Here is a 23,776-nt window from a genome sequence, read left to right as displayed (position 1 = left end):
TGACTACATTCGTGCAACATCCCAAACCAGCAGGGCTGAAATAACGAGTAAGAGCATTCCTGTGGCGCGCTCAAGGGTTTTGAGTGAAAGACGGGTAGACAGCCAGCGACCGACTAATACACCGACCAAACTTGTTGCGACTAAAGCAGATGCCGCACCCGCAAACACCACCCAGGGATTTTGAGATTGAGCGCTCATCAGCAGCGTTGCGACTTGAGTTTTGTCTCCCAGTTCTGCCAAGAAGATCGTGACGAAAGTGGAGCCAAACACTTTCCAAAAGTCCCAGGTTGGGGCTTGGGCAGCGCTCAACGGAGTTTCGATCTCAAGCACCATAGACTGATCAGAGAAGTCAGACTCGATTAATGAAGAGTCAGGCAGACCGGATACAGAAAGTTCGGGTAGTGGCATGAAGGGACACTGCTTTTCACATTTCTTTCATTATCTTAGACTTTGCTGCGATTGGCAATGTTTTTTAGATGCCAACCGCTTGATCGAAGCGCAGCATTTCTAAACTGCGATCGCCATAAACCCCTTCGATCTGCTCACGGCAGCAGTCGATCGCAAAATCATTAAGTTCTGCTGGCTCAACCCCAAACATTTCTTCAAAAGTTTTGGTTTCCACCCGGCAAAAGCGTGGGCGCTTCTCATAAATGCGGCACTCTCGGCTGTCTTGGTCAAAATTTACACACCAGCCATCGTCGCCAACCATGCTGAGGTAAAGCTCAAGTTCTGCGGCAGAGAGGTAGTCTTCTAAATCGGGGCGATCGGTTGGGTCGAGGTGACAGCAAGCACCACACTGTTTTACACAAAGCCAGGTTGCCATAGGTTTTAGAGAGGGAAAAAATCTTGATCTCAGAGTAAACTACTCCCCGTCGCTTACGCTGAACGGGGAGCTTTTAGTAGCCCTGAAGCGTGACTGTTCAAAGAACAAGCAAGCTCCGAACCTCTAGGCTGGTTTACAGACAGCCCCAAAATCTTGATCATCCTTGACCCATTCAAATCAGCATCCCCAGACCACTCGCAATGACCACACTGAAAGCGCTTACCACTACGATAAGACTTGCCTTTAACGGGGTGAATGTGCAGGCATTGGTGACAGGTTTGACTGGTATAAGCCGGATTCACCGCGACCATCTCCACGCCTGCCTGAATTGCTTTGTAAGCAATGAACAGGCGCAACTGATAGAACGCCCAACTATTAGAACGTCTGCGCTCAGTCTTGTTGCGCCGCAGTTCGTTGGTGCGTTCTCGAATGCCTGTCAAATCCTCTACCGCAATCACCGCTTCAAGCGCTTTGGCTTGCTGCACAATTGCTTTGCTGATTCGATGGTTCAACCATTGCTGATAGCGTCGCTCTCTGCCCGACAGCCGTTGCAAGATCTGTCTCGCCCGACGGCGAGTAGACCTTGTGCCTTTCGAGGCTTTTGCTTGCAGCGATGCTCTGACTTTGGAGAATTTATCTCGAACTTGCTGGATGTCCTGACCGTCCCACTTTTCTCCTTCAGACGTAACGGCAATGTCTCTGCGTCCAAAGTCAACGCCAATCACATTGCGCGATTGAATTGGCTCTGGCGCTTCATCCTTGAGTTGAATGTGCAGATAGAACTTGCCGTCACGATGCTTGCACAGTTGAGCCGAGGTTGGCTTGCAGCCCTTGAGCTTCCCTCTCTGATAGTTGCCAGCATTCAGTCTGACTCGTTCTCTGCCCTGGACGGTGGCGAGGCTGACTTCCCAATCCTTCTCCCTGAAGGTGAACAAGTCTTTGTCACAGTCCATGCTGGTTGGTGCAAACTTTTTAACTGGCTTGCCTTTAAGCTTTGCCGTTTTGCGATTTGCACCGACACGAGCGCACGCCCTGACTGCCATGTTTGCCACCAAGTCGAACTCGGCTTTGATGGTCTGGTAGGTCAGGGCTTGCAGTGCAATCTTGTTGGTGATTTTAGGATCGGTATTGTCGTTGACATAGTTGCAAGCATTCGCAAACGCCTGGAGCGAAGCATCCATTTTAGACACTTGCTCAGGGGTAGGTTGAAGCTTTACAACGATTGTCAGGACTTGTTTCATGAGTACAATAATACCACTTGTGGGAGGCAAAGACAATTGGCAAATTCCGTTTCACTGCATTTGCCCCGCTATCCCCCTACGACCTCAGCGAAGCGGGTCGTAGGGGGATAGCGGTTTTTGGTGGCGCTGAAGCCGATCAAGAATATGAGAGACTGAACAAGCGCGAATGATCCACTTTAACAAAACATAATGGTTAGCTGACGCAGTTTAAGTCTTTTATAGTTTTGTAAAGTTCTTTAAGAAAGGTGCGATCGTACCGATAAGATATTAGCGGTTGCGGTTTCGGTTCAGACGTTATCAGGCTTGTTGGGAGGGGAAATGGAGTTTCTAAGCAATATCAATTTTGAGGCGATTGCTCAGTTGTCAATGCTTGCAGCGATCGTGATTGCAGGGCCCGCTGTGATTTTCTTGCTCGCTTTGCGGAACGGCAATCTTTAAAAGTTTCCTAAAGGTGGTTTAGGTCAGTAGCCGTAGCTGAGGGTATTCAGCTAGCTTGACAAAGTTTTATAAAGTTTAAGAGAGAGTAGCTCCACAGCCCGATCGTCACGATCGGGCTTTTTCATGTGAATTACTCGCCCACTCCTAAGACTTGCATCGCTGCTTTGATCAAGTGATAGAACTGCGGTTGAGAAACGTCTACCTCTTTCGTCGTCTGCGGAGTCTTCCCTAAAGTCCCCGTTTTTTGCCCTTTTTGAATGGCTAGAACCTCGCCTTTAAAGTTGCGAATTCTGAGTTCTTTGATGCCGTCTCGCTCTAAAATCACGCAGGTGTAATTGCGCTGACTGTGAGAAAATTCAACGCCAGAATTTGCCGACTGAGAAGGCAGCCTGACTCCAATGATTTCTAGCTGAACCGAAATATCTCCATTCCACTCGTTGGTTCTAACTCGGTAGGCAATATCCAAATGCTTGGGTAAGGGATAATATTCGCCCCAACGCCACGCGATCGCTTGCAGTTTTTGACCTGCTGCAAATTCATCGGCTGCCAAATCTTCTTGACACACCATTAATTTGAGGTGTCCTTTGCCAATCATTTTTTGGTCACTAATCCGCACATTCGGAGTCCAAAATACGGGGTCGGGGTTCTCCATGCCGCAGGGGTGAAGGGCATCAATTTGAGCATAGAAGCTTAAGTCAATTTGATTGAGATTTGCCTGAGTGTCAACGGTGACGAGCGGCTTGAGGTGTTCTGGTTTTAAGGATTGATGGGCAAAGGTGCGGAGGCGCGATCGAATCGCATCCAATTGACTCGCCTCAAACGAAAACCCGCCTGCTGCTTTGTGCCCCCCACATTTGAGCATCAGATCTTTACAGAATTCCAGCGCCTCGAAGACATTAAACTCTGGAATGCTGCGAGCTGATCCTCGAATGTGTTGTTGAGCCTCGTCTTCGTAAGTACCGATAAACACAGGAACGCCATAGCGCTCGACTAACCGAGATGCCACGATGCCAATCACGCCATGATGCCAGCCCGGTTGCACGAGCAGCAGCACCCGATCGTCCTTTGCATCTAGTGAGCCTTGTTCGTAAGCTTCGATCGCTTCTCGCTCAATCTGTTCGCAGAGTTGCTGACGCTGTTTGTTAATCTGCTCACACTTCATCGCCTGTTCTAAAGCGACCCCATCATCGTCAGTAATCAGCAGTTCGATCACAATTTGGGGATCTGCTAAACGACCCACTGCATTGATGCGTGGTCCTAAGCGAAAGCCGATCGCTTCTGGCTTCAGATTTTTCTCACCGCTCAATCCTGCGACTTGAATGAGCGCCTGAACGCCTGATAGTTTGGACTTCGGCAACAGTTGTAAGCCCCGTTTCACCCAGCGACGATTTACGCCCAGAAGTGGTGCGAGATCGGCGATCGTGCCCAGCGTAAAGAGTTCTAATAAAACATCTCGAAGTTCTCGCGTTTGGTCAAAACTCTGTGCCAGCGATAGCGCCAAAACATAAGCGACACCCACGCCCGCCATGCTGCGATAAGGCGACGTTTCGGCAATCAGCTTGGGGTTGAGAATCGCGTTGGCATCGGGCAAAATAGGCGGCAAATCGTGGTGATCGGTGATGATCACAGCTAACCCTAACTCTCTTGCTCTGGCGATCGGCTTGTGCGCCATAATGCCGTTATCGACGGTGAGAATGAGTGAAACTCCTTCTTCATGGAAGTCTTCAACGATCCGTTCGTTAATGCCATATCCCTCACTCATCCGGCTGGGGATTGCATAATCGACTCGCGCACCCAAAGACCGCAACGCTCTCAGCAGCAGAGCCGTGCTAGTCATACCGTCTGCGTCATAGTCTCCACAAATCGCGATGCGCTGGCGTTGATTGATGGCGTTGATCAGCAACTCTAAGCTGATGGGCAGATCTGGAAAGTCTTCTAAGGGTGACGGTAAATCTTGAGAGTCGGGATCTAAGTAAACCTTGATCTGTTCGGGTGTCTGGATTTTTCGATTGAGCAACACCTGAGTTAACAAGGGAGACAAGCTCGTTGTTTGAGCAAGCTGCTCCGCTCGTTCTGCCTGACTGGGAAAAATATTCCAACGTTGGTCAGGAATTGCAGCACGGGGAGACAGACTCGATCGAGAAACAGGTAGCTCTAACACAGGCGATCGATCCAAAAAGACTCAGCCCATCTTACCGACATAAAAGCGCAAATCATAAAACTTTCTCTTGACTCTTTAAAAAACATCGACTCGGCCATCGTTGCGGATGTAGACCGAGCGATCGCCCGGAGGATATTTGCGCTCTGATTTGAGTTCGATTCGTAATGTGTTGGGGTTGGGCTTAGAAAGCGACGATTTCATTGCCAATGCTGTGACATCCCAAAACACGACCGAGAAATTAGGATCGGTGCTGCCGCCGCGCTCAAATTCGATTTGCTGACCTGGTGCGACTGAGATCGGGTTCGTGCCCAACACCTTTTCGACTTCAACTCGATTTTCGGTGCGGTTGACAACTTGCACGACGATGCGCTGACCTGGCGTAAATTGAAGAACTGGGGCAGGACAATTATTTTTGCAGGTTCGGGCGTTGAGGCTGGCGATTGGGCTGACCAGCAGAAAAGTTGTTGTCAGCGCGATCGTCCAAAATTTAGAAGTCATGGCACCTATTCCAAGTAGAGTTTACGATTCAGAATCAGCGATCAATTCTCGACCAGTAAATCAAAAAATGCGTCGTCTAACTCATAGCCCAACATTTGTGTCATCGCTTTGAGGCGCGATCGACTCTCAATGCCCTGCTGCTTGAGCCAATTCATCAGCACAAACGTCTTACTCATCACAAAAATTTCTAGCGCCTCTGGGTTGTACTGAATTCCCTCTTTGGGGTGGAACTGATGCGGCACCAGCATTGCTGTATATCGTCCCAGTTCTCCAGCTTTCCAATCAACTAAAAACGGCAGCCAGGGATACAGCGCATCCAAGCGGATAAACCACAAACGCACCTCTGGAATCTCAGATAGCTCTCTGGGGTCATCGGGTTCGAGCGGGTAATCGATCGTAAACTGAAGCTGCTGCTCATAAGCAAGAATCTCCAACAGCAGGGGATTGATTGCCGCGATCGCTGGAGACAGGTCTAACCTATTAATCTGATCGGCGTGAAGGGTGATCGAGATAGACATAAAGATGATGAGTCATGAAGTTCACACTTCAATAGTCTCACTGATCTCAGCAGACAGACTCAATTCAAAACTCTTTAGATCTCCTCTTGCTCTATTGGTTTTTGATAGATTGGCAACAAAACATTGAAGGTAGAACCCTCACCGATTCGGCTTTTCACCGAGATGGAACCGCCACAGTGCAGCAAAAGTTGCTGAACGATCGTCAACCCCAAACCCGATCCCCCTGTCTCTTGTTCGATCGCTTGACGCACTCGATAGAAGCGATCAAATATTTTAGGAATTTCACTGGGCGCAATTCCAATTCCCGTATCGCGAAACTCAAGCTGCACATAGTCGCCCTGCTGTTTTGCCCGCACCCAAACCTGCCCATCCTTAGGCGTAAATTTAACCGCGTTGTGCAGCAGGTTAATCACAATTTGCTTGAGCCACATACTCAGACATGCGACAGGTGGCAAGCCTTCGGGCACGATGTAAGCCAATTTCACCCCTTTTTCTTCTGCCAGGGGTTGATAGGTGCTAACGACTCCCGGCACGACATCGCTCAACTGTAGCGATTGGATCGTGGTGTGTTCTGCCCTTTGATCGAGGTTCACCAGATCGAGCAGACTCGTAATCAGAGTGCTTTGGCGATCGCACTCTTTCACCAGCAGATCCATATATCGCTGCTTTTGAGGTGGCTTGAGATTGGGCGAGTTGAGCAAAGTGATGGCAGTTTTCATGTTAGTCAAAGGCGTTCTCAACTCTTGTCCCACGTTGTTGAGAAACTCATCTTTTAACCGAATTGCCGTCAATAGCTCCTCATTTTGCCTTTGCAGCAGCGATGCGAGTTCGGCTTGTTTGCGGTAAGTGGTCGATCGCTGCCAGAGTTCTTCTTGACGCTGAATTTGTTTTGTGAAAATCCGCCCCATCAACTTTGCATCTAAAGGCAAGGGTTGAACTCGATCGATCAACATCTCCCAAGGTGCCCGAATCTCACATCTAGAAGCGTCTAGAAGCGGCAATTCTCGATTTAATTGACTGAGAAACTGTCGAATCATTGCCTGATCTAACGAGAACAGAACGCTCAATGATTGCTTTTTGTCAGGAGAATCTTCTGGCCCACTTTCTAAAACTGGAGGCTCGATCGTCGCTTGAGGAGATTTAAAACGGTGAGCCATCAGCAAGCAGCAAAACTGCTCTGACCAAATCAGCAAAAAATACTCACGTCTAAGCTGACTTTCAGGAGCCAGCGAGATTGAAGTGATGAGTGGGTGATTTGCGAGATTACGATCGCCCTGTTCAAATGACTGAATGCTGTCGTCAAAGATTTCCTCTCGCTGATTTTTCAACAAATAAACTGCTTGAGGAAGGTCAGAAAGCCTGCAATAGCGATCGAGTACAGTTTGCCAAGCTTGGCCACGCGGCATCTTTGACCAAACCGCAGCCAAAGTTTGCTGCTCAATCAATAAATCGATCAGGTTACTCACCATCGACTTGAAGGTAGCGGGACTAACTTGGACAAAGGGAGTTTGCCCAGAGTCAGCCGCTAATTCATAGAGAGAAATTTCTGGGGCGACTAATAAAGTCATAAGAAGTTAGAACAGGGTGTTGTGAAGTTGCGACTCAGGCATGAAATCAAGGCTCAAAAACAGATGAACTTTTTGGGATCGCGGCTATTAATTACTTGATCTTGAGACTGATCGCGATTTGCGTAGAACTGAGGTTGTAGTGAAAAATTTGAATCTTAGAACATGAAGCCTTCGATCGCTACCTTCATGGAAGAACAGCTTTTTTTGACCCCAGCGCTCGATCGATATTTGATTAACAGTCAATTAATACTTAAATTCTCTAAAGATCGCATCCGAGCTTTTCAGTATATTGACCCAACAAATTTCCAATCTGACTCGCAGATGCCTCTTTTACTCAGTAGATTCCGCTTAAACATCCTGCTATAGAGTGAATCTTCTATGTAACTTTAGAGTAATTGGCTGGTGTGCATAAGTCTGTCTTTTTATCAATTCGCTTTAACAAAGATTTACATAACCTAAGCGTAATCAGACCATAAACCGATGAAGTTTGGATAACAGTCTGGTTACACCTCTAAAACTCGTCTAACCCTCTGGGTCAAAAATAATCACAAGCTGAGTAACCAGGGTTCAGCAAAACGTGTTTAGTACTTTAAGGAAAAGATTTATGAATGGACAAATGTGCTGGCTGGCTGGATTGGGCGGTGGAAATAAAGTGTTGCATTTAAGAGAACACCCAAACAGACCCTGGTTGCCCTACACCGCATCTCACTATCGAGTTCCTGATTTGACCATCCCTGGAGCTTCTAAAGGCTGGACAACTTATCAACGACTCAGACAAGCGGGTTGGACGTTGGTGCCTACTGCACAAGCCTATGCGATCGCTCCCACTCAAACAGCCTCAGCGATCGTAGACCGTTGAGCGTGATTTAAGTTAGTGTGCGATCGTCTTGAGCCAGTTGAGAATCAGCGGATTAACTACTTCGGGTCGCTCGTCATGGGGACAATGCCCCGTGTCAGGAATTCCCACAAACTGAACATTGTGAGTTTCTGTTAGCTGTTGATAGATTTGTGACCCTGCGATCGGAGTCCACGGATCGGCTTCTCCCCATAGAACCAGAAGCGGAGCTTGAATACGGGGCAACAGTTCGGTTGGTCTGGGCCCAGCGGGGGCAGTCAAAACAGACGCAAACACCGCCTGAGCACCCGGATCACAAGAGGGAAGATACAGCAGATCGACTAATTCGTCGGTGATGGCTTCGGGATTCTTGTAGACCTGTTTGAGGCTGCCGCGAATTCGAGCTTTTTGGCGAACTCGATTAAACAGCCAGGCACCGATCGCTTTAGAACCCACCAGTTTTGCAAAGCTGCCCATCACAAACCGCAGTGGCAAGTTTAATTCGTCGGGGCGATGGTTGAGTCCACCTGCTGAGTTGAGCAAAACTCCACCCGCCGCCATTTCAGGGTGTTCTGCAAGAATCATTAGACAGATCAGACCGCCGATCGAGTTGCCGACAAAAACCGCAGGCTGCTGAATCTTCGCCAGCCAAAAGTCGCGAATCATCTCCACCCAAAGCTCTAGCGTGTAATCGATCGCAGGCTTTGCAGAGTTGCCAAAGCCCAGCAAATCAAGGGCAAAGACTTGATATCCGGCAGCCGCCAGGACGGGAATATTTTTGCGCCAGTGCCCGATCGAGGCTCCAAAGCCATGAATCAACACCAAAGGCTGCCCACTGCCAACCGACGTATATTGAATCTGGTGTCCTTGCCATTCCCAGGTTTGCTTCTCAAGAGCAACTGATGTTAAGCGTTGTACAGTCACGATGATGGTTCTATGAAGTTTTCTTAAGACAACTTCATCATACTATTTTGCGCTTGCCTAGAAGAGCAGATTTTGACTGATTACCGAGATTCATTCCTGAGGGTCGTTCTATCTCTTTACTAGGATACGGGAGCGGTAGAGTTTAGATCGATGAACCGACTACAATCTTCAATAGGTTAAGCGATCGAGGGTTGAGACAATGCCAGTCATTGCAGTCATAGATTACGACATGGGAAACCTGCACTCTGCCTGCAAAGGGTTAGCCAATGCAGGCGCGACTACCAAAATCACCGATTCTCCACGAGAGATTGAGCAGGCAGATGCGATCGTGCTGCCAGGGGTCGGGGCATTTGATCCAGCTATGCAACATCTGCGATCGCGGCATTTAGAAGAGCCGATCAGGAAAACGATCGCGAGTGGCAAACCCTTTCTGGGCATCTGTCTGGGATTGCAAATTTTGTTTGACGCGAGTGAAGAAGGCACCGAACCTGGGCTAGGGATCATTCCTGGACAGGTGAAGCGATTTCGTCATGAGCCTGGAATCACGATTCCGCACATGGGTTGGAATCAATTGGAGTTGACGCAAACCCAGTGCGCTCTCTGGCATCAACTTCCTGCCGATCCTTGGATGTATTTTGTTCACTCTTATTATGTAGAACCCAGTGATCCGCAAATCTGTGCAGCGACGATCACCCACGGTAGTCAAACAGTGACGGCTGCGATCGCTGACCACAACCTCATGGCGGTGCAATTTCACCCTGAAAAATCTTCGACGGGTGGACTGAAAGTTCTCTCTAACTTCGTGCAATTAGTCCTTGATCGTCAGCAATTAGCCGCGAGGTAGTCTCGACGAAATCATGAGTCTACGAATTTACGGCAATCGTTTAATTAAAACGCTTCCCGGACAGGAAACGCGTCCGACTGCTGCACGAGTGCGACAAGCGATGTTTAACATTTGGCAAGGCACGATCGTCGATTGCCGCTGGCTTGATCTGTGTGCCGGAAGTGGCTCAATGGGCGCAGAAGCCCTGTGTCGGGGTGCAAAGACAGTGATAGGAATTGAGCGATCGAGAGATGCTTGTGCCGTAATTCAACAAAATTGGCAACAAGTCGCTAAACCAGAGCAAACCTATCGAGTCATGAAAGGTGAAGTGCTAGAACGTTTAGAAAACCTTTCTGGTCAGCAGTTTGATCACATCTATTTTGATCCGCCTTATGCGAGTGGGTTATATCAGCCTGTGTTGACTGCGATCGTCCACCATCACTTATTAGCGGCTAATGGAGAACTTGCGATCGAACACAGTCCGGGTCAACTGCATGAGATTGCAGGTTTAGAGATCTGCCGTCAAAAGCACTACGGAAGTACAGCCCTGACGTTTTACCAGACGGAACCCTGATTAACTTGCGTCGGTATCAGCTTGATAGTCTCCTGACTTGCCGCCCGTTTTGCTGACTAGATAAATTTGTTCGATTTGAATTGATTTTTCTAGCGCCTTTGCCATGTCATAAAGCGTTAAAGCTGCGATCGAGACAGCCGTGAGTGCCTCCATTTCGACTCCGGTTTCTGCCGTTGTCTTGACCTCAGCGCGAATTTGATAGCCCGGCAAGTCTTCGTCAAGAGTGATCACCACTTTGACTTTGGTTAAAGGCAAGGGGTGGCAAAGCGGAATCAGGTGCGCGGTTTGTTTGGCTGCCATGATTCCGGCCAGTCTTGCAGTGCCTAGCACATCCCCTTTAGGCGCATTGCCAGCCGCGATCGTGTTCAGCGTCTCTCGCGACATTCGCACTTTTCCGATGGCGATCGCCTGCCGAGCCGTCACCGCTTTGGCAGAGACATCAACCATCTGTGCCTGTCCATCTGCGTCTAGATGACTGAGAGAATTTGCAGAATTTTTAGAAGAAATTGAAGAATTCTTTGTCATCGGGTGCATTGTGATAGTATGATGATCTTATCAACACGGGGGCTTGTAGCTCAGTGGACTAGAGCACGTGGCTACGGACCACGGTGTCGGGGGTTCGAATCCCTCCTAGCCCGTTCATAAGATAGGGACGTTATCAACAGCGTCCCTATTTTTGTCAAAAAAATTCCCTCAGTCTAATGTTTAGACAAAGGGAAGAGAAGACGCTGAAGGTTTAGCTCAGGTTTATCGAGTGGTCGTCGTCGTTGGCTCTGCGTAAACCGTGACATCGCGAGGGCTGCGAGCGCCAGTTGCCGCGCCAATTAGAGAGGCAACCAAGCCCAACAAAGAACCCAATACAAAAGACCAGCCAGCCTTCGCCGCTCCGTCTGCAATGTTGCGGGTATCTTGAGCGGTCGGGCTAGGAATTGCAGTTGGATTCACATTGGGAACCCCAGTTTGTGGCAACGCAGCCCCGGCAACATTAGAGGCCGAAGACGCAGCTAAACCAAATGCACCCGTCACGCCACTGGTTAGCAACCACGCGCTCAAAGCCAGTGTGGTTGCCCACAAAATTGCTCCATTCAGCAGTGCTGTGCTGCGGTTCATTGGGCCGCAAGCCCGCGCCATCACCCAGCTACCGATAAATAGCGAAATCAACAGGCTCAAGATCGCCCACCAGCCGACAGCTTGACTAACATCTCCCAGGTTTGATCTGGGAGCGCCAGAATTCGCGATCGTCGTCGCTCCGATCGCCGCGCCCAAAGCACTCAAAATCAGTTGAGAAGCCAGCGCGACAAAGAGTCCAGAGAGAATCGGGCCCCAACGGACTCGATCGTGGTATTCACCCGAAGTTTGAACGATAGTCTGATCAGTGATAGGTCTGTTAGCATACGCCATGTTAATTAGCTCCCCAAGTCGATAGTTTTTTGCAAAGGATTTACACTTGAGCATTACTCTAAGCCCTCTACAGGTGAGATATCTCTACCAGCAGAATGAGTATAGGAGTCTATCGTTAGAGTGAATTGAGGGATGGACTTGGGGTAAAACGTTTTTGAATGAACTTTATTGACGAAGCCTGACAGCAGTTCCGGTGGCAGTGATTAGAAGCAAGACACCTGACTGATCGATGTTGATCGTTCCCGTATCAATCTCAACGCCAATCACAGCATCTGCGCCAAGACGCTGGGCACGTTGTTCAAGTTCGGCGATCGCTTCTCGCTGCCCTTGCTCAAACACACGCTCATAGCCTGCGGTGCGCCCACCGATGATGTCTCGAATTCCGGCAAAGAAATCTCGGAGCGCGTTGCTGCCATAGACGACCTCAGCCGTGACAATGCCTAAATAAGCCTCGATCGTCGTTCCTTGAATAACATCAGTTGTAGTGACAATCATGGGGTTTCCGCTCAAGAAAACTTAGTGATAGTAGCATCGCTCACGATCGAGCAACGATCTACTTTTTGTTTAAGCAGCAAGAATAATCACCTGCTTGGATTGTTTTTATGCGTTGATTGGCATTAAATTCATCTTAGCTGCGGTGTGACTTGCCATTCAATCCAATCTATTCTTTCACGTCCACAACTCATGATCTGTAGTCTTAAAAGACCTAATCTCCGTTGGCGATCGACGCTGATCTGCCTCTTAATCGGAGCCACCTTCACCTTATCGCCCCAGATTGTTTTTGCTCAGGCGACCGATCTTCAGCCCGGTGATCAGACTAAGCAAGAGCTAGATGACTTGCTGCAAAAGGGGCGTGAGTTAGTTGATGCCAAAAACTGGGCAGGAGCGCTGCCTATGTTTCAACAAGCCGCCGCGTTAGATGAAAAAAACCCTCGCATCTATTCTGGAATTGGCTACATTCAGGCGCAGACGGGCAACTTTCAAGAAGCGATTATCGCCTATCAGCAAGCGATCGTCCTCGATCCTAGCAATTCTGATTTTGAATATGCTTTAGGGTTTAGTCTGGCGAGTGCAGGAAATGACAAAGCCGCAGTCGTCGCTTATCAGCGCGCAACTAAGCTGGATGCTAAAAACTTAAATGCCTATCTCGGTTTGGGCGCTGTCTTGTCGCGGCAGGGTCAATATGATCAGGCATTAGCCACCTATCGAAAAGTCACCGCGATCGCGCCTAAAAATGCAGAAGCTTATGAGATGCTCGGCTTGATGCTGTTGCAAAAAGACCAGATCGGAGAAGGAATTACTTCCCTTCAACGCGCCGCAGAACTGAACCCTCGCAGTAGCCGCATTCAAGTTAACTTGGGGGTTGGCTGGCTCAGTCAAGGCGATCGCCGCGCGGCTCTAGCAGCTTTTAATCGTGCGGTTAGACTCGACCCTAGCAACAGCAAGCTGCATTTACAAATGGGCAAAGTTTTGCAAGAAGTGGGCGACTCTGCGGGGGCGCTAACTGCCTATCAACGGGCAGTCAACGTCAATCCTCAATCGATCGAAGCCCAGTTAGCGCTAGGAGATTTGGCGATCGAGCAGCGAGAATTCATCCGAGCGATCATCGCTTATCGAGAGGCGGTGCAGCTAGATCCTCAGAATGCCCGCGCTCATTATCAGTTGGGGATCGCCCTAAAAGCTCGCGATCGTAAAGAGGAAGCGATCGCAGCCCTGAGAGAAGCCCAAAATTTGTATCAACAGCAAAACAACTCAGAAGAGGCTAAGAAAGCTGAGGCTACGTTGAAAGAGTTGAGGTGATGCGATGTTTATACGGCACGATTTAGCCGTTGCGTGAGAATAAACTCTGCGATCGCCAAATCAACCGGAGTCGTTACTTTCAGATTCGTCTCTTCGCCCTCCACGATCAGCACCGGAAGATGGCATTGCTCAAACAGCGCCGCATCGTCTGTGACCTCCCAGCCTTGCCGTCGCCCTTCTTGGTGACACTTTTTGAGCAGCGGCACCGAGAAGCCTTGAGGCGTTTGGGCTGCCCAAAGCTGGCTGCGATCGGGCGTGCTTTTAATCAGCTTCTCCTGATCAACAACTTTAATCGTGTCTTTGACCGGAATCGCCGCAATCAACCCTGCACAGGTCAAAACAGCTTGGGCGCAGCGATCGAATAATTCTGGGGTTGCCAAACATCTCGCGCCGTCGTGAATCAAGACGTGTTTGGCATCAGGGGGAAGAGCTTGCAACCCGTTGTAGACCGATTCTTGCCGCGTCGAGCCACCCTCGATTAAGTGAATGGGCTTTGTGAAAGAGAGTTGGGTGACGATCGTGGTGAAATCATCCCAATCGATCGGCTGCCCGATGATGCCGATCCAGCTAATGTGGCTCGAAGCCTCTGCTGCTAACAGCGTCCAGGCGAGGAGTGGTTTGCCCAACAGATTGAGCAGCAGCTTATTGCGCTGGGCGGTGCCTTGACGGAGCCATTCACTGTCCATTCGGCGACCCGACCCGGCGGCTGGTATGAGTAGATACACAGATTTTCCTTTCAACTCAAAATCTAAACTTCAAAACCGTTTGACTGTGTGTATCTTCCCCTAAAATAAGAGCGAATATGGTATTAAGAACCGTAAAGAGATCAATATGAGAATTCTTGCCCTTGTTCCTGGTGGAATTGGCGACCAAATCCTATTCTTTCCAACTCTAGATGATCTAAAAAAAGCTTACCCTGACGCTCAGATCGATGTCGTCGTTGAGCCACGCGCTCAAAGCGCCTATCGGGTTTCTAAGTCAGTTCACGACACAATTTTGTTTGATTTTAAGGGCAGCAATAGTCTGGCAGATTTTGCAAATCTACTGGGCGTGATGCGCGATCGCGAATATGACATTGCCATTTCTTTAGGGCAACGCCAAACTGTTGGTTTTTTGCTGTGGCTGAGTGGAATTCCGACTCGTGTGGGCTATGAAAGTGGCGGCAGAGACTGGTTTCTCACTAATCCGGTGCCGCTCAATCAAAATCAGTATGCCGCAGTCATGTATCACGATTTGTTGAAGGGTTTAGGCATTGATACGCCCTGTCCAGAATTAGCAGTCAGTGTGCCAGCTAAAGATCTGCAATGGGCAGATATCGAACGGAAACGGCTAGGCATTCAAAACGGCGGCTATGTGATCATTCATGGTGGGTCGAGTCAACTTGCGCGGCTGAAGGGCATTGACAAAATTTATCCGGTCGAAAGTTGGCGAACGATCGTCCGAGATTTTCAGAAAAAGCAGCCAGACCTGCCGATGGTTTTAGTCAAAGGCCCCGAAGATGATGATTTTGTCGCAGATCTGTTGCGATCGACTCCAAAGCTTAAAGTCACTTCGCCTAGCAACATCGGTGAACTAGTGGCAATGATCGCCGGGGCCAGTCTGATGTTGTGTACAGATAGTGCCCCCATGCACCTGGCGATCGCGGCTCAAACCTACACGTTGGCGCTGTTTGGCCCGACCGATCCCGCAAAGCTTTTGCCCCAGAGTGAACGGGCGATCGGCATCAAGTCCTCGACTGGAGAAATGGCAGATATTTCGCCACAAACCATATTACAGAAAGTTTGGGGCGGTTAGCGTCATGGCAAGACCCGCCGTGTATCTCGATCGAGATGGCGTTCTCAATCAAGAAGCTGGTTACATTCACCAGGTTGAAGACCTGCATTTAATGTCGGGAGTTGCCCAAGCGGTGCGGCAGCTCAATGATGCGGGGTTATTTTGCTGTCTCGTCTCTAACCAGTCTGGGCCTGCCAGAGGCTATTATCCTGATGCTCATGTACGAGCTTTGCATCAACGGCTTTGTCGTCTACTCGACGCTGAAGCGGGGGCACGATTGGATGCGCTTTATTACTGTCCTCATCTCAGCCCACCCGAAGGCGGCACTCAAGCAGAATTTACGCGCTGGACGACGTGGCGCAAGCCTAATACTGGAATGCTGGTGGCGGCGGCTTGGGAACACGATTTAGACCTTTCTCAAAGCTTTATGGTGGGTGACAAAGCGACTGATGTTGATATGGCACACAACGCTGGCTGTGTAGGCATCTTGGTGCAGACGGGTTATGGCGATCGCGTTCTTAGCGGTGATTATCAGCATCACACCAAGCCCGACTATATTGCCACAGACTTAACGGCTGCCGTGAAATGGATTTTGCAGAAAAAAAGCTAAGAACGGGTTGAATTTGGAAATTACGATTCTGGAAATTCGCGCGATCGCACCTCGCCTGAATAATTCTGAACGGCTTGAGTAATCAATTCGTGCAGATTTACGTAAGATTTTGCGAACGGCGGTTTCCAGGTGCCCAACCCTAAAACATCGGTGGTGACTAGAACTTGACCGTCACAGTGAACTCCGGCACCAATGCCGATCGTGGGAATGGTCAGCTTTTGAGTGATTTGCAACGCCAGATCAGCCGGAACGTGTTCAACCACGATCGAGAAGGCTCCGGCTTGTTCGAGGGCGATCGCTTCTGACAAAATGCGCTCTCCCTCTTCGGGTGATTTGCCTTGCTGCTTAAACCCTAACTGCCGAACCGATTGTGGGGTCAGCCCAATATGCCCCATCACCGGAATTCCGGCGCGAACTAAATGAGCCACCGTCTCGGCGATCGCAGGGTAGCCGCCTTCTAGCTTGACGGCTTGTGCGCCCGCTTCTTTTAAGGTTCGACCTGCGGAGTGAATGGCTTGCTGAACGCTTTCTTGATAGCTCAGAAAAGGCAAATCCACCACGAGCAGCGCTTGCTTGACCGCTCGACGTACTGCTTTCGCATGATGCAGCATTTCGTCGAGCGTCACTGGCAGCGTGGTTTCATAGCCTAACGCCACCATCGCCAGCGAATCGCCGACTAAAATCACATCAACGCCCGACTGGTCTAAGATTTGGGCAAACCCATAATCCCAAGCGGTGAGGGCCACGATCGTGCGTCCCTGCTGTTTCCACTGAATTAACTGCTGTGGCGTAACTGGCATATCGTTAACAGACGTAAACTAAGGCGTGAGTCTATCCTACTGATCTTCTGCCATTCAAGGATTACTCCGACTGAACGTGAAATGAGGCTGACTTTGATAGCTGCTCATGCTTACCCACGCTAACCCATCGCTAGTGCCCACCCAGAGCTTGTTTCCAGTGTCAGGAGAAACTGCCAGAATTTGACTCGACGGCAAACTGCCCACCTGCCCCACGATCGCACCATTGTAGGGGTTGAGGCGAAAAAGTCCATTATTGGTGCCCACCCACATGCTACCTACTTTGTCAAATCGGGCTGAGAGAATGTTGCGCCCTTGGAGTTGGGTCACCGATCGCTTAATCTGTGCGGCTTTGGGGTTGACTTCTAGCAAGCCATCTAAGGTGCCGACCCACAAAGACCCTCTCGAATCGAGGGTGAGGGCTTGCACCACTCCGCCCGGAATCTCTGAAATTTGATTAGTGACCAGAGCGCTAGAAGTATCCACCTGCACTAAGCTCTCTAGTGTGCCGACCCAAAGTTGACCGTCTGCATCTAAACTGAGCGCATTTGCACTGACCCCTGGCAAGTTTTTGAGGGTCGTCATTAACAAGCCTTGATCAGGGCTAATCAGCGCTAGACCCTGGTCTGTACCGACCCAGAGATAGCCTCGCTGATCAATCAGCAGTGACAAAACGCGATTGGACGGTAGAAGAAAGTTCTGTGCAGTCACTTCGTTGGTGCGGGGATCGACGCGCAGCAATCCTTCATAAGTGCCAACCCAAATTCGTCCTACTTTGTCTTGAGCCAATGCTCCGATCGTGCGGTTAGGAATCGCAATTCGGCTCAGAATCTTGCCAGTGTTGGGGTTAATCTTTGCCAACCCTTGCCAAGAGCCAACCCAAAGATGACCCTGATAATCAGGCTGAAGGGCACTGACTCGATAATCTTCTCCAATCCGCTCATCTTGGGGCTGTCGCTGAGTTGGTAGCGGCGGAGCCAGAGGCGGCGGAGCAACAGGCACATAGGTGGGCGGTTTTTGAGGGGCTGATTGAGCGATCGCTTTGGAGAAACCAGGACTTGCGATCGCAAATCTGCCTGGTATGAGCAAGCTTAACAACCCGATCGAGCTTGCCGCGATTCCTAAAGATATTAGAGACGACAGATTAAACCTTCTCACAAACATTCCTCACAGCTTTGAGGGTTGAAGATTCTAAACGATCAACCCAGCAAATTTCATGATGCCCATGATACTGCTACAAAGTCAGGACATCACAATAATTTCGTTTGTGAACGCTCTCAAAACTTTGCTAAACAAAAAAGATGAGAGCTTTAGACCCTCATCTCTTTGATATCAACCTGATGCTTGACCTCTATTTATGACCGCCGAACCATTTCGCGGCGATCGCGCCCAAAGCTGCCCCAACCATCGGGTTGCTTAAGAATTTCATCATTGCAGGCTGGTCTGCCAACACTTCTTGAAAGATATCGGGGTGATTGTGATAAGTGAATGCTGCAAGCTTGCTGACATCATCAGCAGTCATGTGACCGGGGTTGTGAGTGGTGAGTCCCAGTTGCCTTTCTAAGTCACGATCGTGCAACCCTCTCTTTTTTAGTTGGCTGAAGAATTCTTTGGCAACATCATTCCGCTCGTTGGGTTTGATTTGAGCGATCGCCTTTTGCAATTCGGGTTCCATTTGGCTGGAAGGAATGCGATCGGGGTGAAACGATTTGCCAAACAATTGCCGCCGTTCTTCTTTGGACGATCGTTGAGCAAAGTCGTCAAAATTCTGATAATTTTCTACAGAATCATCGGGAATAATATCGTCCGCAGACTCTTTATCTCCCTTTGCCAAATCGTGCATGACCTGGCGCTTATATTCGTCGCTGCTAGGCATTTTTGATAAACTCCTGTGTCAATTTTCAGCAATTGCTAGTAGCGTTGATTTAGCTGCTAGTTCCATACTGAATTTGCTTGGTGCTGTTGTCATATTTTGCAGTTAAAACTAACTGCTTGTCAGGGGCATACATCAAGACAGTCAAGTCACGATTGGGGGCATTCTTACGAAAGCCTTGGACTAAAGACTTCGCCAATGTTCGCACTTCGGTTGGACGAACTTGAGGAGAGATGACAACCCCTAGTTTGTCACTGCCACGAACATAAGCATCTTGAACTAATCCATGACTCGTTTGCACCACCCAATTGCCAAAGTTTTGCCCTTGTTGAGTCGTACCGCGCTCGATTTGTCCGTAGCTTTGATTGTTGCTGATTCCCGGTTGGTTTGTGGTCTTGGCAGTTACAGCCGTTCCACCACAAGCGGTGATTGTCAAAGATAGGACTAGTGACAAAGCAATTAAAACCCTACGAAAATGCTGAGATAAACTCACTAGAATTGCCTCCAAGTTTATTTTTAAGTGAGTTAGAAAACGTTTCTTTCTAAACAAAATGGATTTGGATAATATCGAATTATCCAAATCCATTTGAGATTTAATTACGCCTTATCGACGATGTTCTTAACACCATCTTTCACATCTTCTTTAGCGTTGCGGGCAGATGCTTCAGCTTGCTTTGCTTTGCCTTCTGCTTGATCGCCAACATCACCCGTTACATTGCCTAAAGCTTCTTGTGCTTTGCCTTCAATGTTCTTGCCTGCTGCTTTAGCTTTATCTTCTAAGCTCATGATAGGCTCCTTTATTCTTTAGTTGGTCTGTTATTTTATGTAAGCTGTAATCCGAATCACCGCTTACCCTTTAACAATAAAGGAGCGCTTAGAATAAGCGCTCCCCCAGAAGTTGTATTAATAAGTACATTTTAATTGAGTCATCTCTGCTAAATGGAGGATTGCACGAGTCGAGTCCCTATAGCTGCTGTTATTTGAGCGATCGCAGCACTTCTCGCATCCTGATCGCGCAGTCTGAAAATGCTATTAATGCGATCGTGTCAGGCTTCGACAGCATCTCATCATCAATAAAAGTTAAAGGCAACATCCCAAACTTTCTCTTGATTTGTTTCTATGAGCTCCTTGATTGCTCACTGCATTTGCAAAGATTCATAAATGCCTCAGCTTCGTGACTTCAGACGTGCAGGGTTTATTTCAACTTTTCAAACATCCTCTTAGACTATAGACTTGTGACCATGATGGGTTTTCCCTGGTGCTTTTGAGGCGCTGTCGCATCTTCGATCGTCACCGCAACTTTTGAAATCAACGCTTCAGACCGGAAAGCTCTAGGCACGACGATCGGTTTAGCCACGCCTCCTTGAGCATCGACGTTAAAAGCTTCGGTCAAAATGGCTCCTTTAGCGTCAGTGGTGTAAGGAGCATCTTCCTTGAGCAGCGTCCACAACACATAGACCTTGCCGGGAGGCAACGGGGGCAAATCTTTGACCGTCAAAACCGCTTCTAAGTTATTGGGGTTGACGGCAACAGTGGCAGAAGCTGGATTAGTTGGTTCTGTGCTTTTTAACGAATAGTTGAGAGCAGCCAATCGCTGAGTTTCAGTCTGTGAGGCTTGTAGCGTTTGTCGGAGACGATAGTTATTGACTCCTAGCACCACAATCAGCACTGCCGCCGCCAGATTTAGCGCTCTACTCCAGGGAAACGGGTTTCTGCGGGTTCTAGAAACCGCCGGGTCAGGAACTGCGGCTAAAGGAGTTGGTTGAGCTTGAGCATTGAGAATGACTGACCGCAAATGCGTTGGAGGATCGACTTCGGGCAGATCATCAGACAGTTCCAGCGCGGCTTGCATCTGAGTCACCTCGTCTGCGATCGCGGGGTGATCTAGCAAAAGCTGCTCAAATTCTGCCGCTTCATTGGGGTCGAGATCGCCCAACACATATCCGGCAATGAGTAGCTGTAAGTGTTCTGAAGACACCGACCCAGTTATAGACATAATTATCCAATGTAATCGGTAAGGGTCTGGCGCAATTTGATGAGACTCCGCCGAGTTCTCGTTTTGACAGTTCCTAACGGCATACTTAATCGCTCGGCAATTTCTGACTGACTAAGACCCTCGTAATAAGCCATTTGCAACAGTTGCTGTTCGCTCTCTGACAACTGAGCAAGGGCTGTTTTAACCTCCTGAGATTGTTCGGTTTGAGAAACCTGGTCAAAGGGAGATTGAGCTGGGGTTTCTGAGTTGTGCTCTGATCTCAATCGCTCCAAATGGGACAAGGCAGTGCTGCGCGATCGAATGCGGTCAATGGCGCGAGAGCGAGTCAAAATTCCTAGAAATGTTCTGAGAGATCCTCGTCGTGGGTCATAAGACGTTGATCTGGCGAGGTTCAGAAAGATATCTTGAGTGAGATCTTCTGCCTCTTGAGCATTGCTGAGGGTTTTGAGGGCTAGCCCATAAACTAATCTAGCGTGACGATCGTAAAGAATGCCAAGAGCAGCCGTTTGCCCCCCTCTCAGTGCCAGATATAGGTCTGCATCTGTCTGATTTGCAACGGGTTGTTCTGGGTGGTCGGATGGCTCAGGCATGAGGCATATCGGGCTTTTGCAAGCGAATTATTTAAATCATCATTCAGCCCTCATTGTGCCATTAATGCGCCTTGAATCAATCTACTTCTTTAAGGAGAGAATTCAATCATTCTTCCCTATCTCTTTAAGTACGTGTTCGACCTGCGATCGGATGTATGAACAGAAACAGCCAAAAGTGAGCAAAGAGTGAGCAGTTTTTGGACTGGTAAATGAGCAGTTGAACCAGGCAAACTGTCAATCAGTTGGAGGTCATGCCCCAACCAATCCCAACAAACACTCTTACGAGGTCAATCATATGAACCGCTTAAACGTGCAATCTGAACTGTTGACAGAACTAGTGGCTTAAGTTTGGCGGTTTTCAACTCTTGCGGCTTCCGATGGCAACCGTTCAACCTATTGTCTCAGACCAAACTTCTGCAACTCGTTTAATCGCGGTTGATTCTCAGCATTTCGTCGGTGGCAGCAAAGACCCAACGATTCGGATTTGGCAACTTCACTAGAACCGATACGCCTCTCTAATCCAACCAAAAGTATTATGAAATTAACAACAATAGCAAGCACCATCTCATTAAAGGTCGAATCGGCAGAATGTTTGGGCGTTGCAGAATGAGGGGATAAAATGGCTGTAGGGATAGCGCCCCCGTGCCTACCCCTGACGGAGGGCGACCACGGGGGATTGCCCCTACCCCAACCCATCCCTCTGACAGTTAGAGCGGTTTGAGAATGCCACGCAGTTCGCCCGCTCGATTCTGTTTAGTATGAATATCCACGTACAGCTTGCCACTTGACAGCGCTTGTAGCTGTTCACTCGTCAGCGTGTATTCTCCCATCAATCGACCTTGAAGCCCGCTTTCGCCTGGACTGACTTGTAGGGCATATTGAAATGGGCCATTCCCTGTCGGTTCGCCTCGGTGAATGTGCGCGCCAGACGTAACATTGGGGTTGGGCGGATTGAGCGGATCAGTTGCATAGTCGCGTAGAGGACTCGACAAATTACTAAAGTCACCCCGAACAATTAAGCGATCGCCGACTAACACCGCTCCTGCCGCACCAAAGGCATAACTAGATGGAGTCGTCGGAACAACCTCATTTTGAGTGAGAACCGCAACATAGCGGGTAAAGGGTTTGCTCTCCATTCCTTGAGCCATCAAAACGCTCTCAGCTTCGCGTAGCGCTTCTGATCCCACGGGGATTTGTGAGGCGGTGAGTGTTGAAGCCTCTTGGCTGTGAACGGGTTGAGAAAAGATTGAAATGTTAACTGCGACCAAACAGGTAATAGCGCTCAAAATAAGATTACGAAGCAGTCGTTTTGCTTTGTTCATGGTTTTGTTTGTTTAAGGTGAAGTAACCTGACCCCCGATCGAGGGCTGTATCGTTAAAAACATCAATCGAATCGATCGTGGTTTCAGTTAGTACTACGGACTCGGTTCACATTTGGATTGCAAATTGTCCTACAGGCATCTGAATCTACACCGGATTCTACTCGCGATCGCTTCTCTGTCTTTAGGTAGCCCTTATTAGCGATTATGTAAATCTAAATAGTTTTATTATCTGTAGTGGTTGGTATAAATAATTACTGTGATAAAACAACCGTTTTGATCATGCCATTTTTGTCAAATCTATAAACTCTGCTAAAACACATCAACTGTGTCTCAATCGCGACTGGAGAAGGTGAAGTTGCTACAAGTGTCAACTGCTACATGCAAGGAAATTCATGCGGGTAAAGTAGCCCTGGTAATATAGCAATCCTATTTCAGTTGTAAGAGTGGGACAGGCTTCCAGCCTGTACGGGCAAGATGCCCATCCCACAATCATTTAGGATTGCTATATAGGGCTACTTCAGCTAGAGATTCAGATAGCGATCGAGATCTTCTAAATTTTCACGGTGCCGCTATCAACGAAAACAGCAACGGAAGGTTTTGTGTTTGGGTAAGCAGCAATACTATAAACATACTGTCCTACCGCTAGAGGCTTCTGCGTTTTGAACACAACAGTCAGGGTAGTTTTGGCAGCCACTGGCGAATTGAACTCTACCCAGACAGTGCCCGTTTCATCAATCCATGCGTCTTTGACTGCGATCGCTGCCCCCGTCGTCGAGGTTCCTACAAAAGCGGTAGTGCCTTTTAGGTTGAGATGAATGGGCACGATCGTGTTATCCCGATCGGGCTTAGTTAGCGAAAGAGACAGCTTTGTAAAGCCGCTGTCTGCTTGTGGTAACGTCATCGTGAACGAATAAGAGTCATCGCTCACGGTTGCCTGACTTTGCTTTAGAGACTCCTCCATCTCGTAACCACTCGTAGTTGTGACCTCCGGCATTAAGGTGCTGTCATCACTCGGAGTGTTATATTGAGCAACCGTTGTTGATGTAGCGAGTAGCGTGCTGGCGATCGCCAGTGTTAGGATTTCTTGAATCTGGCTCATTGTGACCTCCACGAAGATTTGATTCTGGTATCATATAAGTAGGAGGGTGAAGTTAAATATAAGATAGGAAGACCCTCTAATTAACCCCTCCTTATGCCTGCTCCCCTCCGGA

General features: G+C 48.8%; 29 protein-coding genes and 1 tRNA gene. 9 read left to right on the top strand and 21 right to left on the bottom strand.

From position 1 onward, the window contains the following. Positions 1–3 precede the first annotated feature (3 nt). The 3 genes from C7B65_RS11760 to C7B65_RS11750 form a co-directional block, all read right to left on the bottom strand. Positions 4–408: a TMEM165/GDT1 family protein gene (locus C7B65_RS11760; RefSeq protein ID WP_244913197.1), complete on the bottom strand. Its 405-nt coding sequence runs from the start codon at positions 406–408 to the stop codon at positions 4–6. A gap of 64 nt (positions 409–472) precedes the next feature. Further along, positions 473–823 carry a YkgJ family cysteine cluster protein gene (locus C7B65_RS11755; protein WP_073071281.1) on the bottom strand — a complete coding sequence of 117 codons (351 nt, stop codon included), beginning with the start codon at positions 821–823 and terminating at the stop codon, positions 473–475. A gap of 53 nt (positions 824–876) precedes the next feature. Beyond that, positions 877–2,064, bottom strand: coding sequence for an RNA-guided endonuclease InsQ/TnpB family protein (locus tag C7B65_RS11750; protein WP_073071279.1), 1,188 nt, complete (start codon positions 2,062–2,064; stop codon positions 877–879). A 318-nt stretch (positions 2,065–2,382) separates the two neighbouring features. Between C7B65_RS11750 and psb30 the strand changes: the two genes are divergently transcribed. Continuing rightward, complete coding sequence (psb30, locus tag C7B65_RS11745) at positions 2,383–2,502, top strand: photosystem II reaction center protein Ycf12/Psb30 (protein ID WP_073071278.1); 120 nt, start codon at positions 2,383–2,385, stop codon at positions 2,500–2,502. A gap of 130 nt (positions 2,503–2,632) precedes the next feature. Here the strand turns inward: psb30 and recJ are convergent, their stop codons facing one another. The 4 genes from recJ to C7B65_RS11725 all read right to left on the bottom strand — a co-directional run bounded on the left by recJ (position 2,633) and on the right by C7B65_RS11725 (position 7,247). Beyond that, positions 2,633–4,678, bottom strand: a complete 2,046-nt coding sequence (gene recJ / locus C7B65_RS11740; RefSeq protein WP_223257363.1) for a single-stranded-DNA-specific exonuclease RecJ — start codon at positions 4,676–4,678, stop codon at positions 2,633–2,635. 60 nt (positions 4,679–4,738) lie between these two features. Continuing rightward, complete coding sequence (locus C7B65_RS11735; protein ID WP_073071276.1) at positions 4,739–5,161, bottom strand: hypothetical protein; 423 nt, start codon at positions 5,159–5,161, stop codon at positions 4,739–4,741. Positions 5,162–5,202: 41 nt separating this feature from the next. After that, positions 5,203–5,679, bottom strand: a complete 477-nt coding sequence (locus C7B65_RS11730) for a CRR6 family NdhI maturation factor (protein WP_073071274.1) — start codon at positions 5,677–5,679, stop codon at positions 5,203–5,205. A 74-nt stretch (positions 5,680–5,753) separates the two neighbouring features. Then, entirely contained in the window at positions 5,754–7,247 is a 1,494-nt protein-coding gene (locus tag C7B65_RS11725) for an ATP-binding protein (protein WP_073071272.1), read from the bottom strand. Between the two features lie 604 nt (positions 7,248–7,851). On the opposite strand from C7B65_RS11725, the gene C7B65_RS11715 reads away from it, so the two are divergent. Continuing rightward, positions 7,852–8,106 (top strand): hypothetical protein, encoded by a 255-nt coding sequence (locus tag C7B65_RS11715; protein WP_073071269.1) that lies wholly within the window; start codon positions 7,852–7,854, stop codon positions 8,104–8,106. A 12-nt stretch (positions 8,107–8,118) separates the two neighbouring features. Here the strand turns inward: C7B65_RS11715 and C7B65_RS11710 are convergent, their stop codons facing one another. Beyond that, positions 8,119–9,006, bottom strand: coding sequence for an alpha/beta fold hydrolase (locus C7B65_RS11710; protein ID WP_073071267.1), 888 nt, complete (start codon positions 9,004–9,006; stop codon positions 8,119–8,121). A gap of 199 nt (positions 9,007–9,205) precedes the next feature. Here C7B65_RS11710 and hisH point away from each other — a divergent pair, with 199 nt between their 5' ends. Together hisH and rsmD are read left to right on the top strand one after the other, a co-directional pair. Continuing rightward, complete coding sequence (gene hisH, locus C7B65_RS11705; RefSeq protein WP_073071265.1) at positions 9,206–9,850, top strand: imidazole glycerol phosphate synthase subunit HisH; 645 nt, start codon at positions 9,206–9,208, stop codon at positions 9,848–9,850. 13 nt (positions 9,851–9,863) lie between these two features. Then, on the top strand, positions 9,864–10,403 hold the full coding sequence (rsmD, locus tag C7B65_RS11700; RefSeq protein ID WP_073071264.1) for a 16S rRNA (guanine(966)-N(2))-methyltransferase RsmD: 540 nt from the start codon (positions 9,864–9,866) through the stop codon (positions 10,401–10,403). On the opposite strand, the gene moaC is transcribed toward rsmD, so the two are convergent. Continuing rightward, on the bottom strand, positions 10,404–10,928 hold the full coding sequence (gene moaC, locus C7B65_RS11695; protein WP_073071527.1) for a cyclic pyranopterin monophosphate synthase MoaC: 525 nt from the start codon (positions 10,926–10,928) through the stop codon (positions 10,404–10,406). 39 nt (positions 10,929–10,967) lie between these two features. Between moaC and C7B65_RS11690 the strand changes: the two genes are divergently transcribed. After that, positions 10,968–11,041 (top strand) — tRNA-Arg (locus C7B65_RS11690). Between the two features lie 109 nt (positions 11,042–11,150). Here C7B65_RS11690 and C7B65_RS11685 read toward each other — a convergent pair. Both C7B65_RS11685 and C7B65_RS11680 read right to left on the bottom strand, forming a co-directional pair. Beyond that, entirely contained in the window at positions 11,151–11,804 is a 654-nt protein-coding gene (locus tag C7B65_RS11685) for a hypothetical protein (RefSeq protein WP_073071525.1), read from the bottom strand. A 165-nt stretch (positions 11,805–11,969) separates the two neighbouring features. Further along, positions 11,970–12,299 (bottom strand): YbjQ family protein, encoded by a 330-nt coding sequence (locus tag C7B65_RS11680; RefSeq protein ID WP_073071262.1) that lies wholly within the window; start codon positions 12,297–12,299, stop codon positions 11,970–11,972. Between the two features lie 189 nt (positions 12,300–12,488). On the opposite strand from C7B65_RS11680, the gene C7B65_RS11675 reads away from it, so the two are divergent. Next, a complete protein-coding gene (locus tag C7B65_RS11675; RefSeq protein WP_073071260.1) occupies positions 12,489–13,604 on the top strand; it encodes a tetratricopeptide repeat protein in 1,116 nt (371 codons plus the stop codon). An 8-nt stretch (positions 13,605–13,612) separates the two neighbouring features. Here the strand turns inward: C7B65_RS11675 and ispD are convergent, their stop codons facing one another. Then, a complete protein-coding gene (gene ispD / locus C7B65_RS11670; RefSeq protein WP_073071258.1) occupies positions 13,613–14,329 on the bottom strand; it encodes a 2-C-methyl-D-erythritol 4-phosphate cytidylyltransferase in 717 nt (238 codons plus the stop codon). A 106-nt stretch (positions 14,330–14,435) separates the two neighbouring features. Between ispD and C7B65_RS11665 the strand changes: the two genes are divergently transcribed. Beyond that, positions 14,436–15,398, top strand: coding sequence for a glycosyltransferase family 9 protein (locus tag C7B65_RS11665; RefSeq protein ID WP_073071256.1), 963 nt, complete (start codon positions 14,436–14,438; stop codon positions 15,396–15,398). A 4-nt stretch (positions 15,399–15,402) separates the two neighbouring features. Continuing rightward, positions 15,403–15,987 carry a D-glycero-alpha-D-manno-heptose-1,7-bisphosphate 7-phosphatase gene (locus C7B65_RS11660; protein ID WP_073071254.1) on the top strand — a complete coding sequence of 195 codons (585 nt, stop codon included), beginning with the start codon at positions 15,403–15,405 and terminating at the stop codon, positions 15,985–15,987. A gap of 20 nt (positions 15,988–16,007) precedes the next feature. Here the strand turns inward: C7B65_RS11660 and panB are convergent, their stop codons facing one another. The 7 genes from panB to C7B65_RS11625 all read right to left on the bottom strand — a co-directional run bounded on the left by panB (position 16,008) and on the right by C7B65_RS11625 (position 21,243). Further along, positions 16,008–16,787 (bottom strand): 3-methyl-2-oxobutanoate hydroxymethyltransferase, encoded by a 780-nt coding sequence (gene panB / locus C7B65_RS11655; RefSeq protein WP_073071253.1) that lies wholly within the window; start codon positions 16,785–16,787, stop codon positions 16,008–16,010. 54 nt (positions 16,788–16,841) lie between these two features. Continuing rightward, a complete protein-coding gene (locus tag C7B65_RS11650; protein WP_223257362.1) occupies positions 16,842–17,942 on the bottom strand; it encodes a ligand-binding sensor domain-containing protein in 1,101 nt (366 codons plus the stop codon). A gap of 193 nt (positions 17,943–18,135) precedes the next feature. After that, positions 18,136–18,660 (bottom strand): hypothetical protein, encoded by a 525-nt coding sequence (locus C7B65_RS11645; protein WP_073071249.1) that lies wholly within the window; start codon positions 18,658–18,660, stop codon positions 18,136–18,138. Between the two features lie 49 nt (positions 18,661–18,709). Next, positions 18,710–19,111: a hypothetical protein gene (locus C7B65_RS11640; RefSeq protein ID WP_223257361.1), complete on the bottom strand. Its 402-nt coding sequence runs from the start codon at positions 19,109–19,111 to the stop codon at positions 18,710–18,712. A 143-nt stretch (positions 19,112–19,254) separates the two neighbouring features. Beyond that, complete coding sequence (locus tag C7B65_RS11635) at positions 19,255–19,443, bottom strand: CsbD family protein (RefSeq protein ID WP_073071248.1); 189 nt, start codon at positions 19,441–19,443, stop codon at positions 19,255–19,257. A 439-nt stretch (positions 19,444–19,882) separates the two neighbouring features. Continuing rightward, complete coding sequence (locus C7B65_RS11630; RefSeq protein ID WP_223257360.1) at positions 19,883–20,653, bottom strand: anti-sigma factor; 771 nt, start codon at positions 20,651–20,653, stop codon at positions 19,883–19,885. A gap of 2 nt (positions 20,654–20,655) precedes the next feature. After that, complete coding sequence (locus C7B65_RS11625; protein ID WP_073071246.1) at positions 20,656–21,243, bottom strand: sigma-70 family RNA polymerase sigma factor; 588 nt, start codon at positions 21,241–21,243, stop codon at positions 20,656–20,658. A gap of 377 nt (positions 21,244–21,620) precedes the next feature. Here C7B65_RS11625 and C7B65_RS29245 point away from each other — a divergent pair, with 377 nt between their 5' ends. Then, positions 21,621–21,743, top strand: coding sequence for a hypothetical protein (locus tag C7B65_RS29245; protein ID WP_262983535.1), 123 nt, complete (start codon positions 21,621–21,623; stop codon positions 21,741–21,743). A gap of 207 nt (positions 21,744–21,950) precedes the next feature. Here the strand turns inward: C7B65_RS29245 and C7B65_RS11620 are convergent, their stop codons facing one another. Both C7B65_RS11620 and C7B65_RS11615 read right to left on the bottom strand, forming a co-directional pair. Next, positions 21,951–22,565, bottom strand: coding sequence for a CHRD domain-containing protein (locus C7B65_RS11620; RefSeq protein ID WP_073071244.1), 615 nt, complete (start codon positions 22,563–22,565; stop codon positions 21,951–21,953). Positions 22,566–23,115: 550 nt separating this feature from the next. Further along, on the bottom strand, positions 23,116–23,664 hold the full coding sequence (locus C7B65_RS11615) for a DUF2808 domain-containing protein (protein WP_073071243.1): 549 nt from the start codon (positions 23,662–23,664) through the stop codon (positions 23,116–23,118). Positions 23,665–23,776 lie beyond the last annotated feature (112 nt).

Source organism: Phormidesmis priestleyi ULC007 (assembly GCF_003003695.1).
Taxonomy (GTDB): Bacteria; Cyanobacteriota; Cyanobacteriia; order Leptolyngbyales; family Leptolyngbyaceae; genus Phormidesmis_A; species Phormidesmis_A priestleyi_A.
Note: the sequence above shows the minus strand (reverse complement) of the source record. Positions and strands in the feature narration are given on the sequence as shown.